Origin of the sequence: Streptomyces sp. NPDC052052 (assembly GCF_040680455.1) — a bacterium.
In the GTDB taxonomy this organism is placed as follows: domain Bacteria; phylum Actinomycetota; class Actinomycetes; order Streptomycetales; family Streptomycetaceae; genus Streptomyces.
The window spans coordinates 16,978-34,303 of record NZ_JBFAWU010000042.1 but is presented as its reverse complement, the minus strand read 5'-3'; the positions used below and the strand labels follow the sequence as shown (position 1 = coordinate 34,303).

General features: G+C 71.5%; 8 protein-coding genes. 7 read left to right on the top strand and 1 reads right to left on the bottom strand.

The window, feature by feature from the left end:
• A partial coding sequence (locus AB0L71_RS32105; RefSeq protein ID WP_365250078.1) for an SDR family NAD(P)-dependent oxidoreductase occupies positions 1 to 7,220 on the bottom strand: 7,220 nt, incomplete at its 3' end.
• A 248-nt stretch (positions 7,221 to 7,468) separates the two neighbouring features.
• Here AB0L71_RS32105 and AB0L71_RS32100 point away from each other — a divergent pair.
• The 7 genes from AB0L71_RS32100 to AB0L71_RS32070 all read left to right on the top strand — a co-directional run bounded on the left by AB0L71_RS32100 (position 7,469) and on the right by AB0L71_RS32070 (position 17,321).
• A complete protein-coding gene (locus AB0L71_RS32100; protein WP_365250076.1) occupies positions 7,469 to 9,130 on the top strand; it encodes an ABC transporter substrate-binding protein in 1,662 nt (553 codons plus the stop codon).
• Positions 9,127 to 10,074 (top strand): ABC transporter permease, encoded by a 948-nt coding sequence (locus AB0L71_RS32095; RefSeq protein WP_365250073.1) that lies wholly within the window; start codon positions 9,127 to 9,129, stop codon positions 10,072 to 10,074. Before AB0L71_RS32100 ends, AB0L71_RS32095 begins: the two co-directional genes overlap by 4 nt.
• Complete coding sequence (locus tag AB0L71_RS32090; protein ID WP_365250070.1) at positions 10,071 to 11,318, top strand: amidohydrolase family protein; 1,248 nt, start codon at positions 10,071 to 10,073, stop codon at positions 11,316 to 11,318. The genes AB0L71_RS32095 and AB0L71_RS32090 overlap by 4 nt, the downstream gene beginning before the upstream one ends.
• Positions 11,315 to 12,223: an ABC transporter permease gene (locus AB0L71_RS32085; RefSeq protein ID WP_365250067.1), complete on the top strand. Its 909-nt coding sequence runs from the start codon at positions 11,315 to 11,317 to the stop codon at positions 12,221 to 12,223. Before AB0L71_RS32090 ends, AB0L71_RS32085 begins: the two co-directional genes overlap by 4 nt.
• Positions 12,207 to 14,063 (top strand): ABC transporter ATP-binding protein, encoded by a 1,857-nt coding sequence (locus AB0L71_RS32080; RefSeq protein ID WP_365250064.1) that lies wholly within the window; start codon positions 12,207 to 12,209, stop codon positions 14,061 to 14,063. Before AB0L71_RS32085 ends, AB0L71_RS32080 begins: the two co-directional genes overlap by 17 nt.
• An 81-nt stretch (positions 14,064 to 14,144) precedes the next feature.
• Positions 14,145 to 15,620, top strand: coding sequence for an FAD-dependent monooxygenase (locus AB0L71_RS32075; RefSeq protein WP_365250061.1), 1,476 nt, complete (start codon positions 14,145 to 14,147; stop codon positions 15,618 to 15,620).
• A gap of 231 nt (positions 15,621 to 15,851) precedes the next feature.
• Positions 15,852 to 17,321 (top strand): MFS transporter, encoded by a 1,470-nt coding sequence (locus tag AB0L71_RS32070; RefSeq protein WP_365250058.1) that lies wholly within the window; start codon positions 15,852 to 15,854, stop codon positions 17,319 to 17,321.
• Positions 17,322 to 17,326: the final 5 nt, after the last annotated feature.

Genomic DNA, 17,326 nt, shown 5'->3' with positions numbered 1-17,326 from the left:
TTCTGCGCGTCGGAGAGCCGCTCCAGGACAAGCATGCCCACACCCTCGCCCCAGCCCGTTCCGTCCGCGGCGGCGGAGAACGCCTTGCACCGGCCATCCGGGGAGAGCCCCCGCTGGCGGCTGAACTCCACGAAATTGGCCACACCGGCCATGATCGTGGCACCGCCCGCGAGTGCGAGCGAGCACTCGCCCTGGCGCAGCGCCTGCGCCGCCAGATGCAACGCCACCATCGACGACGAGCACGCCGTGTCCACCGTCACCGCGGGACCCTCGAACCCCAGGGAGTAAGCGATCCGGCCCGACGCCACACTCGCGGTGTTGCCGCTGGAGAGGTAGCCCTCCAGTCCCTCGGGGAGCCGCGCGAGGCGGCTCACATAGTCGCCCGCAATGACTCCGACGAAGACGCCGGTGTCGGTGCCGTGCAGGGTGGTCGGGTCGATACCGGCCCGCTCGATCGCCTCCCACGACGTCTCCAGGAGCAGCCGCTGCTGCGGGTCCATGGCCAGCGCCTCACGCGCGTTGATGCCGAAGAAGTCCGCGTCGAAGCCGCCCACATCGTCGATGAAGCCGCCGTGTCGGGTGTACGAGGTGCCGCTGACCTCCGGATCAGGGTTGTACAGCGCGTCGAGGTCCCAACCCCGGTCCGTGGGGAACGCACCGACGGCGTCGACGCCGCCCTCCAGGATCCGCCACAGCTCTTCAGGGGCCGTGACACCGCCAGGGAAGCGGCAGCCCATGGCGACGACGGCCACGGCGTCCGCGCCCGTGCCCGTGTCCGTTCCTACGGCTGTGCGTGCCGCGCGCGGGGCCGGCAGGGTTCGGCCGCCGAGCAGTTCGTCGCGGAGCTTGTCGGCCAGGGCCGCCGGCGACGGGTGATCGAAGACCAGGGTGGCAGGCAGCCGGAGCCCGGTGACGGTGGCGACTCGGTTGCGCAGTTCGACCGCGGCGAGTGAGTCGAAGCCCAGTTCCTTGAAGGCGCGTCGTGGGTCGAGCGTGTCGCGGCCGCGGCCGAGGACGGCCGCGACCTCGGTGCGTACGAGATCCAGGAGCAGCTCGTGGCGTTCGTCCTCCGGGAGCCCGGTCAGCCGGTCGGCGAGCGACGACGCCTCGTTCGCGGCGCGGCCCACCGCCTTGCGGGCGCGGTTGCGGACCAAGCCGCTGAGCGCTGGGGGTAGCTCGCCGGACTCCGCGAGGGAGCTGAGCACCGCGCCGTCGACGTGGACGGGGACGAGGTCGGCCCGGTCGTGGCCGAGAGCTGCGTCGAGTGCGGCGAGGCCCTGTTCCGCGGTAAGGGCGACGACACCGGATGCGGCGATCCTGCGGCGTTCGGCTGAGGTCAGCCCGCCCGCCATGCCGTCGGGCAGGTCCCACAGGGACCAGGCGAGTGAGGTGCCCGCGAGGCCCAGGGCTCGGCGGTGCCTGGCGAGCGCGTCGAGGTAGGCATTGGCCGCGCCGTAACTGGCCTGTCCGGCGTTGCCGAGGGTGCCGGCGACGGACGAGTAGAGCACGAACTCCGCAAGGTCGAGGTCGCGGGTGAGCTCGTGCAGGTGCCGGGCCGCGTCCGCCTTCGGGCGCAGTACGCCGCTGATCCGTTCCGCAGTGAGCGAGGCCAGGAGCCCGTCGTCGAGGGCACCCGCGGTGTGGAAAACGGCGGTCAGCGGGTGCTCGGCGGGAATGTCAGCGAGGAGCGCGGCCAGCGCGTCCCGGTCGGCGACGTCACAGGCCGCCCAGGTCACCTCGGCGCCCAGCGCGGTCAGTTCGGCCGTGAGCGCCTCGGCGTGCGGCGCGTCGCCACCCCGACGGGCCGCCAGAAGCAGGTGCTTGATGCCGCGCTCGCTCGCCAGGTGACGGGCGGTGAGGGCGGCGAGGGCGCCGGTGCCTCCGGTGACGAGGACGGTGCCTTCGGGGTCGGGTGTGGCGGGCAGGGTCAGGACGACCTTGCCGGTGTGCCGTCCCTGGCCGAGGCGGCGGAACGCCTCACGGGCGTGGCGGATGTCCCAGGCGGTGAACGGCAGCGGGGTCAGTGAACGGTCGTCGAAGCGGGCACGGAGATCGGCGAGGATCTCCTGGATGCGGTCGGGGCCCGCCTCGCCGAGGTCGAACGCCCGGTAAAGGACGCCGGGGTGGTCATGCGCGACCTGCTCGGGGGCCCGGACATCCGCCTTGCCCATCTCGAGGAAGACGCCGCCACGGGGCAACAGCCGCAGCGAGGCGTCGACGAACTCCCCGGCCAGCGAGTCCAGTACGACGTCGACGCCGCGCCCGTCGGTGGCTCGCAGCAGCCGCTCCTCGAACTCCAGGGTGCGCGATCCGGCCAGGTGCGCGTCGTCGAAGCCCTGGTCGCGCAGGGTCTCCCACTTGCCCGCGCTCGCGGTGCCGTAGACGGTGGCGCCGAGCCCGCGGGCGATCTGCACGGCGGCCATGCCGACGCCGCCCGCAGCCGCGTGCACGAGAACGGACTGGTCCGCGCGCAGCCCGCCGAGGTCCACCAGGCCGTAGTACGCGGTGAGGAAGACGATCGAGGTGGCGGCGGCCTGCGCGTACGTCCAGCCTTCGGGGATACCGACGAGGGTGCGGTGGTCGGTACGGGCGACGGGGCCCGCACCGTCCGTGAACAGGCCCATCACGCGGTCGCCGGGCGCGAATCCGGTCACGCCGGGGCCGCACTCCAAGATGACGCCTGCGCCTTCTCCGCCGATCGGGGCCCGTCCCGGGTAGCTGCCGAGCGCGATGAGCACGTCGCGGAAGTTGACACCCACTGCGCGCACCTGAACCCGTACCTCCCCGGCACCGAGCGGCGCGGTGGCGTCCGGGGCGGACACCAGGGCGACGTTCTCCAGAGTGCCGCTGCCTGTGGTACCGAGCCGCCAGGTGCCGGGTCCCGCGGGCAGCGTGAGCGCCTCGGGCGAGGCGGCCCTGGTGAGCCGCGCGGTGTACACGACGCCCTGACGTACGGCGAGTTGGGGTTCTTGAGAGGCGAGGGCGGTGCGCACCGCGTCGCGAGTGGGGCCACCGATGTCCGGGTCGTTGGTCAGGGCCTGCGCGAAGTCCGGGTCGAGGTCGAGCAGGGTAATGCGCCCGGGGCGCTCCGTCTGGGCGGAGCGGACCAGGCCGGTCAGTGCCGCCGCGGCCAGGTCGCCAGGGGCCTCGCCGGGGACGACGGCGGCGGCACCCTCGGTGACGACAACGAGGCGCGCTGCAGCGAACCGTGCGTCGGCGAACCATTCATTGAGGGTGTGCAGCAGTTCGGCGGTGGCGTCGTGCAGCGCCGCCTGCGGATCCGCGTCGGCGGCGGTGCGGTGCGTCCAGAAGACGGTCCCGGGGGTGTCGTCCGCCAGTGCGGCGAGGCCGGTCCGCACGACGGGTTCGCCGAGCGCGGTCGCAAGGGCGGGGCCGTGGCCGCCGATGAGGACGGGGGCCGGCCCTTCCGTGTCCGCTCCGGCGTCTGTCGTGGCAGTGAGGGGGGTCCAGCCGAGCCGGTGCAGCGCGTCGGCGCCCGGCGCAACGGTGGCGAGCTGTTCGGCGGCAACGGGGCGCAGGGTGAGGGCGGCCACGGAGGCGACGGGGGCGCCGGTGACGTCGGCGATGTCGATCGCGATCCCGTCGGCGTCGCCCGACCCGCCTTTGTCCACCGTGCCGTTCAGGGTCAGACGCACCCGCACGGTGGTGGCCCCGGTGGCGTACAGGGTGACGCCGCCCCAAGCGAAGGGGACCCGCAGCGGGAGGGTGCCGCCCGCCGCGTCGGCCGCGGCGAGGGCGGTGACGAGCAGCGGGTGCAGGGCGGTGTCGAGCAGCGCGGGGTGCAGGGCGTGCCCCGCCGGGTCGGTGCCCTCGGGGAGGGCGATCTCGGCGTGCAGAGTGCCGTCGGCCCCGCGCCACAGTTCGCGCAGGCCCTGGAAGGTGGGTCCATAGGCGTAGCCCTGGGTGGCCAGGCGCTCGTACACCTCGTCGAGACCGAGACGTTCGGCGTCATGGGGCGGCCAGACGGACGCGCTCGCCGCAGGATGCGCACCGTCGGCGGCGGCGAGGGTGCCCGTGGCATGCCGGATCCAGGGGTTCGGCCCCGCATCAGGGCCCTCAGCTTCGGGCCGGGCGTGGATGAGCAGCCCGCGCCGTCCCTGGGCGTCCGGGGCGTCGACGGTCACCTGGAGCTGGACCGCGCCGCCGGTGAAGGCGAGCGGGACCTCGATGGTCAGATCCTCGACAGCGCCGAGACCGGTGCGGTCGGCGGCGGACAGCGCCAGGTCGACAAAGGCGGTGCCCGGCAGCAGGACCGTACCGGCAACGGTGTGCTCGGCGAGCCAGGGCAGACCGGACGGAGAGATCCGTCCCGACAGCACGAGTTGGCCACTGTCGGCGAGGTCCACCGAGGCGCCGAGGAGCGGATGCCCGGGTGCGGCGAGCCCGGCCGCCGTGATGTCCGCGGCGCCGGAGCCGGTCAGCCAGAAACGGTCGCGCTGGAAGGCGTACGTCGGCAGGTCCGCGGCAGGCACGGTGTGACCATCGGGCAGGAAGGCACCCCACTCGGCGCGGTGCCCGTGCACATGTAGACCGGCGAGGACGCCGAGCAGGGTGGACGTCTCCGGCCTGCCCTTGCGCAGGGGTGCCACGAACACGGCGGATTCCGGGTTACCGATGGTCTCCCGGGCGAGCGCGGTGAGCAGGGGTGCCGGGCCGAGCTCGACGTAGCCAGTGACGCCCGACGCGTCGAGGGCGCGCACCCCGTCGAGGAAGCGGACGGGCCTGCGGATGTGCTGGACCCAGTAGTCGGGGTCCGTGAGTTGGCCGGGCTCGGCGGGCTCGCCGGTGACGTCGGAGATCACCGTGAGCACCGGCTCTCGGTAGGTCAGGTCCGCCGCGATCCGCCGGAACTCGGCAAGGACCGGCTCCATGTGCGCCGAGTGGAACGCGTGGCTGACCTGGAGCCGACTGGTCCTGCGACCCAGCGCACGGAAGTGCCCCGCGACGGCCTCGACCGCGTCGGCGTCGCCGGAAAGGACGGTGGAGGTGGGGCTGTTGAGAGCGGCGATGCCCGCGCCCGGGTGCCCGGTCAGCTGGGCCAGCACCTCGTGCTCGGCCGCCTGAACGGCGATCATGGCGCCGCCGGCGCGTGCAGACTGCATCAGCCGGCCGCGCGCGGCGACCAGTGTGCCGGCGTCGGCGAGGTCGAGGACGCCCGCCACGTGGGCGGCGGCGAGGCCGCCGATGGAGTGGCCGAGCACCGCATCCGGGGCAACACCGTGCGACTGGAGCAGCCGGAACAGCGCGACCTGGAGCGCGAAGAGCGCTGCCTGGGTGTACTCGGTGCGGTCAAGGAGGGCGGCCTCCTCGGTCCCTTCCGCCGCGAACAGCACTTCCCTCAGTGGGCACGACAGTTGGGTATCCAGCTGGGAGCACACCTCGTCGAGCGTGGCGGCGAACACAGGGAACGCCTCGTACAACTCGCTTCCCGCTCCAGGTCGCTGACTTCCCTGACCGGTGAACAGGAAGGCAGTGCGGCCCGGTTCCTCATCCGCGAATCCGGTGATGGCGCCGTATCCGGTACGGCCGGAGGCCAGCTCGTCGAGCGCCTGCACAAGCTCGGCACGGTTTCGGCCGATCGCCACCGCACGGTACTCATGAGTGGCACGCGTCGTGGTGAGGCCACGCCCGATCGCGGCCGGATCGAGCCCGGGGTCGCGTTCGACGAACTCACTGAGCCGCCGTGCTTGTTGGGCAAGGGCTGCGCCGCTCCTCGCGGAGATCGGCCAGGGGATGGCGACGGGGGCGGGAGCTGTTGCGGCGTCGTCCCCGTAGCCATCGGCACCACCCACCTCGTCATCGGCCACCCTCATCGGCGCCTCTTCGATCACGACATGGGCGTTGGTGCCACTGATGCCGAACGAGGAGACCGCCGCGCGACGCGGGCGCTGCGAGTCGGGCTCCCAGCGCTGAGATTCCGTCAGTAGTCGGACCGGGCCGCTGTTCCAGTCGACGTGCGGCGTGGGCTCGTCGACGTGCAGCGTCCTCGGCAGCTCGCCATGGCTCAGCGCCATCGCGATCTTGATGACGCCGCCCACCCCGGCCGCGGCCTGGGTATGGCCGACATTCGACTTCAACGAGCCCAACCACAAAGGCTGTTCTTGCGGACGCCGCATGCCGTACGCCGCGATCAGCGCCTGCGCCTCGATGGGGTCACCCAGTCGGGTACCCGTGCCGTGGCCCTCGACCGCGTCGATGTCCTCGGGGCGCAGACCCGCATCCGCGAGCGCCTGCCGGATGACCCGTTCCTGGGAGGGGCCGCTGGGCGCGGTGAGACCATTGCTCGCGCCGTCCTGGTTGACGGCTGTGCCCCTGATCACTGCGAGCACGGGGTGCCCGTTGCGCCGCGCATCGGCGAGCCGCTCGACGAGCAGCAGCCCCGCGCCCTCGGCGAAACCGGTGCCGTCGGCACCGCCCGCGAAGGCACGACAGCGACCGTCGGGAGACAGTCCTCGCTGCCGGCTGAACTCCACGAAGAGCCGGGGCCCGGCCATGACGGTCACTCCGCCCGCAAGGGCCATGGAGCACTCGCCCCTGCGCAGGGCCTGCACGGCAAGGTGCAGTGCGACCAGCGAGGATGAGCAGGCGGTGTCGACGGTCACGGCCGGGCCCTCGAGGCCGAGCGTGTAGGCGATCCGCCCTGAGGCGACGCTGGTGACGAGTCCAGCGCCGAGGTAGCCCTCCACCTCGGCAGGCACCTCACGCAGCGCAGGGGCGTAGTCCTGGGCGATGGCACCGACGAAGACTCCGCTGTCGCTACCGCGCAGCGTGCCGGGGTCGATGCCCGCGCGCTCCAGGGTCTCCCAGGCGACTTCGAGGAGGATCCGCTGCTGCGGGTCCATGGCCAGGGCTTCTCGGGGGCTGATCTCGAAGAAGTCCGCGTCGAACGCGTCGGCGTCGTACAGGAACCCGCCGTGCCGGGACGAGGTCTTACCCGCCGCCTCCGGGTCGGGGTTGTAGAGCCCTTCGACGTCCCAGCCCCGGTCGGCGGGGAACTCACCGATCGCGTCCACGCCGTCCGCGACCATCCGCCACAGCTCGTCGGGGGACGTCACCCCGCCGGGGTAGCGGCAGCCCGCCGCGACGATGGCGATCGGCTCGTGATCCCGTGCCTCAGCCGCGCGCAGACGCTGCCGCGTCTGGTGGAGGTCCGTCGTCACCCGCTTGAGATAGTCGCGGAGCTTCTCCTCGTTCGCCATGCAAAGCCATCCCTAGATATCGCCGACACGCGCACCATCAGAGATCGCCACGGTCCCCTCGGGCACTTAGCCATTCCTTTCCAGCCGCTAAAGCGGCGATTGGCCGTCCGCACCGGGGGTGCGCCGCCCCGTGGACGCCGTTTAGACAGCCTTTAGACCGCATCGCCAGAGTGCGAGCTCGAGGTGCCCTGGCCGGGGGCGGGGCGTCGGGAAGCCCTGAACCGGCTTATCTGCTCAAGGAGATGGCTTTGTACCTATCGACGCGCTTCCCGGACCGCCGGCCTTCCGCGCGCATCCGCCGCCCGGCTGCAGCGCTCTGCGGCCTGCTCCTCGCGGGCGCCGGGCTCTCCGCCTGTGACGCCGGAACCGCCGGTTCAGGGACCGCCGGAGGACAAGGCGGTCTCACCTTCGCCACCGACACCGAACCCTCGTGCATCGACCCCGCGGTCAGTCCGCTGGACGTGACGGCACTGATTGACCGAAACATCTTCGACTCGCTGGTGAACGCCTCTCCCGACGGCAAGATCCACCCGTGGCTGGCGAAGAGCTGGACGGTCTCGAAGGACGCCAGGACGTACACCTTCGAGCTCCGCAAGGGCGTGACGTTCCACGACGGCACCCCGCTGGACGCGGCCGCCGTGAAGGCCTCCCTGGACCACGTCGTCGACCCGGCGACCAAGTCCTCTTACGCTGCGGGTCTGTTGAGTGCCTACCGCGAAGCGAAGACCGAGGGTCTGTCCACCGTGCGCATCGTCCTGAAGCGTCCGGACGCCACGCTGCTGCAGTCACTGAGCACCGCCTATCTCGGAATCCAGTCGCCCAAGGCACTGAAGAACACCGCCACACTGTGCCGGACCCCGGTGGGCACCGGACCCTTCCGGTTCGTCGGCTGGAAGCAGAAGCAGAGCATCGAGCTGCGGAACAACGGCGCGTACAAGTGGGGTCCGCCGACCGCGGCGCACACCGGCCCCGCGAAGCTGCCGGGCCTGACGATCCGCTTCATCCAGGAGAACGCCGTCCGGGTCGGGGCGCTGAGCAGCGGCGAGGTCGACGTCATCGGCGGTCTTCCGGCGCCGAACGTGAAGGCGCTCAAGCGTTCCCCGCGGCTGCAGGTGCTCAGCTCGCAGGCGCCCGGCGGCACGTACAGCGTGCATCTCAACCCCGCGCGCGGACCACTGAAGGACAAGCGGGTGCGCACCGCGTTCGTACGCTCGGTGGAACTCGACCAGCTGGTGAAGTCGGTCTCGTTCGGCCAGTACGAGCGGGCCTGGAGCCAGCTCGGCCCGCGCACGCTCGGCTACGACGAGCAGATCGAGGGCAGCTGGGCTCCCGACCGGAGGCTCGCGAACCGGCTCCTGGACGAGGCCGGCTGGTCGGAACGCGACAGCGAGGGCTACCGCGTCAAGAACGGCAAGCGCCTCACCCTCCACTGGCCGTTCGTGCCGCAACTGCTGCGCGAGCAGCGGGACGTCCTGGGCCAGGGCATCCAGACCGAGGCGAAGAAGGTCGGCATCCAGGTGCGGCGCGAGGCGAAGGACACCGGTACGTACTCCAAGGAGATCTTCGCCGGGGACGCGGACCTGTGGGACTCCAGCAACGTACGGGCCGACCCGGACGTGCTGCGCACCCTGTATGCCTCGGACCAGACCCTGACCCAGGGCGGGATGAACGTCTTCAAAATATCCGACCCGGAGATCGACACATTGCTGCGGCACGGCGCGGCCACTGCCGACCCGGCCGCCCGTGCCGACGACTACGTCAAGGTGCAGCGCAGGCTGCGGGACGAGGCGCTGGTCCTGCCGGTGTACGTGCCCACGTACCTGATCGGGGCATCCAAGGACGTGCAGGGCCTGTCCTTCGAGGCCGCCTCCTACCCGCTGTTCTACGACGTTTCGCTGGGCGACTCGTGACCGGCTCCGCCCGCCCCGTGGTGCACTGGCTGGTTCGGCGGATCGCCCTGTCGGCGCTGGTACTCCTCGGCTCGGCGACGACGGCGTTCCTGGCGCTGCGACTCACCCCGGGCGACCCGGTCCGGGTCATCCTGGGAGGGTCACCCGCAACGCCCGAGGTGGTGGCGCAGGTCCGCCGCGAGTTGGGCACCGACCGGCCGTTGTCGGAGCAGTACTTCCTGTTCCTGGGCAAGCTGCTCCGCGGCGACCTGGGCACGTCGTACCAACTGCGTGACAGCGTCTCGCACGTGATCGGCAGCCAGCTCTGGCAGACCGCGGAGCTCGCGCTGTCCTCCTTCGTACTCGCATTCGTCCTGGCGCTGCTGCTCGCGGTATCCACGGCGGGTCGCTGGCCGGTGCTGCGCGGGATCTCCACCCAGGTGGAGCTGGTGCTCAGTTCGAGTCCCGGCTTCTGGGTGGGCGTCCTGCTCCTGACGCTGTTCTCGTTCCGCTGGCACGTTTTCCCCGCCGCGGGCGGGGATGGTCCATCCGCTCTCGTACTGCCCGCGGTCACCCTGGCCGCCTCGATGGTCGGCGTATTCGCACAGGTCATGCGAGCGGGCGTGGAACGGGCCCTGGAGGAACCGTTCGTGCTCAGCGCGCGGGCCCGGGGCTCCGGTGACACCGCAGTGAGGTTCAGGCACGCGCTGCGGCACGCGTTGGTCCCCATGGTCACCCTCTCCGGGTGGGTGATGGGCACGCTGTTCAGCGGCGCCGTGGTGGTGGAGACCGTCTTCAGCAGGCAGGGCCTCGGCCGACTCCTCGCGACGGCGATCCAGAGCCGTGACTTCCCGGTGGTCACCGGTGTGGTCGTGGTCAGCACGCTGGTTTTCGTCGTGGTCAATCTTCTCGTCGACTGGCTGTACCGGGTGATCGATCCCCGGCTGAGGGAGGTTCCGTCATGACCGAGCGGATCTACGCGGCGAGCCTGCTGCTGCACGGCCCGGCCGGCCGGGCCCAGGAGGACGGTGCCGTACGTGTCACGGGATCGACGATCACGGACGTCGGGCCGTACGACGATGTGGTCTCCCGTGCCGCGCCCGGCACCGAGGTGATGCGCTTCGCGAAAGGCACGCTGCTGCCCGGGCTGATCGACGCCCATGTGCACCTGGCGTTCGACGACCACAGTGACGACCCGGTCGGCGCGCTGCGGGCGGCCGGCGCGCCCGCGCTGGCCCTGAACGCCGCCGGCGCCGCCCTTCGGCTCCTCGGCAGCGGGGTCACGACCGTGCGGGACCTGGGCGACCGGGACGGGGTGGGCGTGGCACTGCGGGACAGCATCAGGGACGGGGTGCTGCCGGGGCCGCGAATCCTTGCAGCCGGGGCGCCCGTCACGGTGCCCGGCGGCCACTGCTGGTTCCTGGGCGGCGAGGCGCAGGGCATCGACGGGGTGCGTGCAGTGGTCCGCGCGAATCTCGCGGCTGGAGCCGACCTGATCAAGGTGATGGCGACCGGCGGCACCCTCACCCCGGGCGGCCCCGCTCCGGCCGAACCCCAGTTCAGTGTCGCTGAGTTGAAGGTCGCAGTGAAGGAGGCGCACGCGGCTGGTTCTCGGGTGGCGGCCCATGTGCACGGGGTCGCCGGAGTCGAGGTGGCGCTCGACGCGGGCGTGGACACGCTTGAGCACTGCTCGTTCATCTCGGCGGCCGGTCCCGCCGCGGGGCCGGAGAACCGGCCCGACGTGATCGATCGGATTGCGGAGTCGGGCACATTCGTGTGTCCCACCTACAGCGGCTCACTCGACCGGGCCGCCGCCGGTATCGGCAACGACCGGCTGCGGCCGTGGCTCGACGTGGTGCTGCGTCAGCACGAGCGCGGGGTGCGGCTGATCGCCGGGACCGATGCGGGGATCCCCGGCGCGGGCTTCGACGAGTACGCGGTGGGCCTGGGCTGGTTCGTGCGCGCCGGGCTGCCCGCGCCAACCGTTGTCGAGATGGCGACGAGCAGGGCCGCCGAAGCTCTCGGGCTCTCCGACGTCACGGGGCGGCTCGCGCCCGGACTCGACGCCGATCTGCTGGTGGTCCAGGGCGATCCGCGCCAGGACATCTCGGTGCTCGGGGCACCTGAGATGGTCGTCGCGCGCGGCCGCGAGCATCTGCCCCAGGGCGCAGGGACGGCGCACGTCGCGGGAATCGGGAGCACAGTGTGAGCACGGTCGCGAAGAAGGCGAAGGGGCTGACCGCCAGGCCGGCCGAGGGCGGCCGCGGGCTCGCCGCCCGGCTGCGCCCCCGTACGTGGGCGGTGCGCCCCTCGGTCGTGGTGGCCTGGGCCGTCCTCGCGCTGATCGTCGTGGCCGCCCTGTGGCCCGGGCTGCTCACCGACCGGGCACAGGACGCGGCCGACCCGTTGCAGGCGCTGGCACCGCCGGGCGCTGACCACTGGTTCGGCACCGACCAGCTGGGCCGGGACGTGTACAGCAGGGTGGCGTACGGTGCCCGTTACTCACTGGCCGCAGGGCTCGGCGCGACCGGACTCGCCATCGTGGTCGGCGCGGCGCTGGGAGTCGTCGCGGCCACGGCTGGGCGCGTGGTGGACGAACTCGTCATGCGGATCACGGACATACTGCTCGCGTTCCCGGGACTGCTCCTCGCCCTCCTGGTGGTGGCCGTGCTCGGCCCCGGCTCGGTCCACTCGACGCTCGCCATCAGCGCCTCGATGGTGCCCGGCTTCGTCCGCCTGGCCCGCGCCCAGGCGCTCGTCATCCGCAACTCCGACTATGTCCAGGCAGCACGGGTGCTCGGGCGCTCCAGGACCAGCGTCTTCGTACGGCACCTGCTGCCCAACGCGCTGCCCCCGGTACTCGTCCTGGCCACCGTTGGTATCGGCACCACCATCATCGCGGGTTCCTCGCTGAGCTTCCTCGGCCTCGGCCCCCAGCCTCCGGCACCCGAATGGGGAGCCATGCTCTCCCAGGGCCGGGACTTGCTGGACATCTCCTGGGCCCCTGCGGTCTTCCCCGGCGCTGCCATCACCCTCACCGTGCTGGCCGTGAACGTGGTCGGCCGGGACCTGCAGCACCGCTTCGAAGGAAGGACTGATGGTGTCCGGCTCTGAATCCAGCGTCCCCGCGCGCACCCTACTGACCGTCCAGGGGCTCCACGTCGGATTCAGCAGCCGGCGAGGCAAGGTTTCCGCCGTGCGCGGGATCGGCTTCTCGCTGGCTGCCGGGGAATGCCTGGCCATCGTCGGCGAGTCCGGCTCCGGCAAGAGCGTCACCGCGCGGGCTCTGGTCGGGCTGAGTGCGCCTGGCGCCTCGGTCGGCGCGGAGGTCATGGAACTCGACGGCGAGGACCTGCGGGGCCTGAGCGACAACCGCTGGCGACAGGTGCGCGGCCGCGGAATCGGCCTGGTCCTCCAGGACGCCCTGGTCTCGCTCGACCCACTGCGGACAGTCGCCGCAGAGGTCGCCGAGCCGCTGCGCAATCACCGTACGGTTCCGTCCCGTCAGATCCATGAGACGGTCCTCTCACTCCTCGCCTCGGTCGGGATGTCCGACCCCGAGGTGCGATCCCGGCAGTATCCGCACCAGCTCTCCGGCGGACTGCGGCAGCGGGCGCTGATCGCCTCCGCCATCGCTGCGAGCCCCTCCGTACTGATCGCGGACGAGCCGACGACAGCCCTGGACGTGACCCTCCAGGCCCGGGGGCTCGATCTTCTCGCCGCCCGCAAGGCCGCGGGCACCGGGGTGCTGCTGATCAGCCACGACCTGGCCGTGGTGGCGAGGCTGGCAGACCGGGTCGCGGTGATGTACCAGGGACGGTTCGTGGAGGAGGGAAGCGTCCAGGACGTCCTGCGCCGCCCCCGACACCCGTACACCCGCAAGTTGCTGGAGGCCGTACCGGCCAACGCGACGCGGCACACCAGGCTGAGCGGCCCGTCCGGCGGCGGCATCGGACAGCAGGCCTCCGCGGACGGCTGCGCCTACGCGGCGCGCTGCCCCGTGGCCGTGCCCGAGTGCGGTGCGCACGATCCCGTACGGGTGGAGCTCGACGCCGGCCACGCGGTCTGGTGCCCGCGCACCCAGGAGCCGTGGCCCGCGCCCACGATGCCCGCGCCCCGAACGGAACATGCCGGGAAGGACACGAGGGACACGGCGGAGCCGGTGCTCGAAGTACGCGGTCTCGCCAAGAGGTTCCGCGATCCGGACGGGCGGGTGCGGCCCGCCGTTCACAAGGTGTCCTTCGCGCTGCCCGCCGGGCGCACGCTCGGCGTGCTCGGCGAGTCCGGGTCAGGGAAGACCACCGTGGCCAGGATGGTCCTCGGGCTGCTCGAACCGGACGCGGGCGAGATACGGATCGCAGGACAGCCGTGGTCGGGGGTGCCCGAAAAGGAGCGGCGGCACCGCCGCGGCCGGGTGCAGCTGGTTCAGCAGGACCCGCTGAGCGCCTTCGACCCGCGCTGGACCGCGGAGCGCATCGTGGGCGAGGCACTGGGCTCCCCCGGCCGCCGACGGATCCGCGCCCACCGGACGCGGATCAGGGAGCTGTTCGAGCTGGTTGGGCTCGATCCGCTGCTCGCGGAGCGGCGACCCCGGCAGCTGTCGGGGGGCCAGCGGCAACGGGTGGCGATCGCCCGCGCCCTGGCGCCCGGTCCCGAACTGATCGTGTGCGACGAGCCGGTCTCGGCACTCGACGTATCAACACAGGCCCAGATCCTGGACCTGTTCACCGACCTTCAGGAGCAGCTCGGGCTCTCGCTGCTGTTCATCTCGCATGACCTGGGGGTGATCCACTACCTGAGCGACGAGGTGGTGGTCATGCGGGACGGCGAGGTGGTGGAGGCCGGTGCGGTCGAGGAAATCTTCGCGGGGCCCACGCATCCGTACACCAAGGCGCTGCTGACCGCGCTGCCCCGTCCCGAGGACGCCTGGGCCGCTCCCGAAGTCGCCCGCTAGGCGGACTTTAGAGGCCGAGGCAAGTATCCACCGCGGCGGCCACGGTGGCCGCTCCCACTCGACCTCGTGGAGGGGTTGCGCATGGAACGCACTGTCGTCATCGCGGGCGGAGGCCCAGCCGGCCTGATGCTCGCGGCCGAGCTGGGTCTGGCCGGCGTGGACGCCGTCGTACTGGAGAAGCTGGACGAACCCCCCGGCTGGTCACGGGCGTTGGGCCTGCAGTGGGGTTCCATCGAGGCACTGAACCAGCGGGGTCTCGCCGCGCCGGTCTTCGAATACCCGCAGATCAAGTACTTCGGCTTCGGCCAGCTGCGGTTCATGGGGCTCGAGGGGAATTTGGTGCCGCGCAGGGTGCCGCAGCGGCGGATCGAGCAGCTCCTGGAGGCGCGGGTCAACGCACTCGCCGGGGTCGAACTGCGCCGCGGCCACGCGGTGGTGGGCATGGAGCAGAACGCGGAAGGCGTCACCGTGCGGGTCAGCGGCAAGGGCAGGGACTACGACATCCGCGCCCGGTACCTGATCGGCTGCGACGGCGGCGGCAGTACCGTGCGCAAGCTCGCCGGAATCGGCTTCCCCGGCACGGCGTCCACCACCAATGCCATCACGGGCGACCTGCGAGTGCCGGTGGAGCAGCAGGAGCGGTGGGATCCGCAGCTGCGTGAGCGAGGGCTCTTCGCGTACATCCCGCTGGGCGGCGAACTGGTCCGGGTCACCGCGGCGGAGTTCAGGACCCGGCCGGCCCCCCGGGACGCGCCGCCCACCATGGAGGAACTGCGCGCGCTCGCGGAGCGAATCGTTGGCGAGCCGCCACCGCTCGGAGAGCCGGTCATGCTGTCGCGGTTCGGCAGCGCAACCCGGCAGGCCGAGAAGTACCGCGAGGGCCGGGTGTTCCTGGCCGGCGACGCGGTCCACATCCACTTCCCGATCGGCGGCCAGGGTCTGAACACCAGCATTCAGGATGCGCTGAACCTGGGCTGGAAACTGGCCGCCGACGTCCACGGCTGGGCGCCGCCCGGGCTGCTCGACACCTACGAGGCGGAGCGGCATCCGGTCGGCGCGCGGGTCTGCATGAACACCCGGGCCCAGCTGACGCTGATGGAACGGCCCGGGGAGATGGGGCCGCTGCGTGAGATGTTCGGTGAGTTGCTCGCCCTCGACGCGGTCTCGGAGCATCTGGTCCACATGATGTCGGGGGTGGACATCCGCTATCCGATGCGGGAGACAAGCGACGGGGCGGCGCCGGACCATCCGCTGACCGGGTTGCGGGTGCCCAACGCGCCGTTGGTCACCGCGGCCGGGGAAACAAACGTGGCACAGACCCTCCACGAGGGCCGGGGGGTGCTGTACGACCTGTCGGGCGGCGAAGCCGTGCTGCCGGACGTGGCGGGCTGGAAGAGCCGGCTCGAAACGGTGGCCGCCGCGCCCGCCGAGGGCATCGACGCGCCGGCGCTGCTGGTGCGGCCGGACGGCTATGTCGCCTGGGCTGGTTCCCCCGAGAAGGACGCCCCAGGACTGCGGGCCGCCCTCAACACCTGGTTCGGTGCACCGTCGGAGTGAGGCGGTGGGGGTCGGCTCCGCCGGACGCCGGAGATGACGCCTCCTCATATCCCTTTGGGAGCCGCCACTCGCGGGCCGGGCAGCCCAGCGATTGAAAAACGTAGGATGCCTCCGTATCGTAAACAGAGCCACCCTCCGTTTAGTGGTGGCCCGCCCGACGGGCTTTGTGCTGCCCCTTGTCCCGGCCGCCCGCCCGTAACACCTCGCGCCCGAATTTCACATGGAGGAACCATGTCGACTCAGTCGGCAGTGAGCACACCGGCCGGCTCCGGAGCCGCCGAAGCCCCTCGGCAGCACCCCGGACTCGCGCTCACGGTCATCCTGGCCTGCCAGCTGATGGTCATCCTGGACGCCACGATCGTGAACATTGCCCTCCCCGACATCCAGGGCGACCTGCACTTTTCGTCGGCCAAGCTGGCCTGGGTGGTCAACGCCTACACGCTGGCGTTCGGCGGGCTGCTGCTGCTCGGCGGGCGAACCGGTGACATCCTGGGCCGCCGCAAGGTGTTCACGCTCGGCATCGTCGTCTTCACCGTCGCCTCTTTCGTGGGCGGATTCGCCACCAATGACATCTGGCTGCTGGCCGCCCGGGCGTTCCAGGGAGCCGGTGCCGCCTTCGCCGCGCCGAGCACCCTGGCCCTCCTGAACAGCAACTTCGAGGGTGCCGAGCGGACCAAGGCACTCTCCATCTACTCTGCGGTATCCGGAGCCGGCATGGCGGTCGGCCTGATCCTCGGCGGGCTGCTCACCGACTGGCTGTCGTGGCGCTCGGTGCTCTTCATCAATGTGCCCATCGGCCTCGCGATCCTGGTGCTCGCGCCCCTGTACGTCCGTCAGCCCGAGCGGCACCCCGGCCGCTTCGACCTGGGCGGTGCGCTGACCTCCACGCTCGGCATGGGCTCGCTGGTGTACGGCTTCATCCGCGCCTCGGAGGAGGGCTGGCGCGACGGTCTCACCGTGGGCTCGTTCGTCGCCGCCGTGGTCCTGCTGGTCGCGTTCCTGGTCATTGAGTCTCGGGCGGAACAGCCGATCACCCCGCTGAAGCTGCTGCTGCACCGCAACCGGGCCGCCGCCTACACCAATATGCTCCTGCTGCCCGCGACCATGTTCGCACTGTTCTTCTTCCTCACCCAGTTCCTCCAGGACGTCCTCGGATTCAGCGCGGTCGAGACCGGCTTCGCCTTCCTGCCGATGGCACTGACCCAGTTCGGCCTGGCCCGTGCGACGCCCAAGCTGCTGCCCAGATTCGGCCCCAAGCCGCTGCTCGTGGTCGGCGGCGTGCTGGTCACGGCGGGCATTGTCTGGCTGACCCAGATCGACGCGGGCAGCAGTTACGCGGCCGCCGTCGTCGGCCCGATGCTGCTCTTCGGCACGGGCTCCGGCATGAGCTTCCTGCCGCTGAACATCGTGATCCTCTCCGAGGTCAAGCCCCAGGACGCCGGTGCGGCCTCCGGTCTGCTGCAAGCGATGCAGCAGGTCGGCGCGACGCTCGGCCTGGCGATCCTGGTCAACCTCTTCGAGACCGCGCGCCAGGACGCCACCCCGGCGGCCGGGGCGACCCCCGACGAGGCCAAGCACTACGTACTCAGTGAGGGCGTCGCCTCCGCGGCGGTGGGCGGCACCGCCTTCGCGGTGGCCGCACTCCTGATCTCGCTGTTCGCCGTCAAAGTGCCCAAGCCGCCCGTGAAGCCGGCTGCCTGAGACGC

Coding starts and splice junctions, on each gene's coding strand:
- AB0L71_RS32090 (WP_365250070.1), top strand. CDS start 10,071: ATGACCGAGCGGATCTACGCGGCGAGCCTGCTGCTGCACGGCCCGGCC.
- AB0L71_RS32080 (WP_365250064.1), top strand. CDS start 12,207: ATGGTGTCCGGCTCTGAATCCAGCGTCCCCGCGCGCACCCTACTGACC.
- AB0L71_RS32075 (WP_365250061.1), top strand. CDS start 14,145: ATGGAACGCACTGTCGTCATCGCGGGCGGAGGCCCAGCCGGCCTGATG.
- AB0L71_RS32070 (WP_365250058.1), top strand. CDS start 15,852: ATGTCGACTCAGTCGGCAGTGAGCACACCGGCCGGCTCCGGAGCCGCC.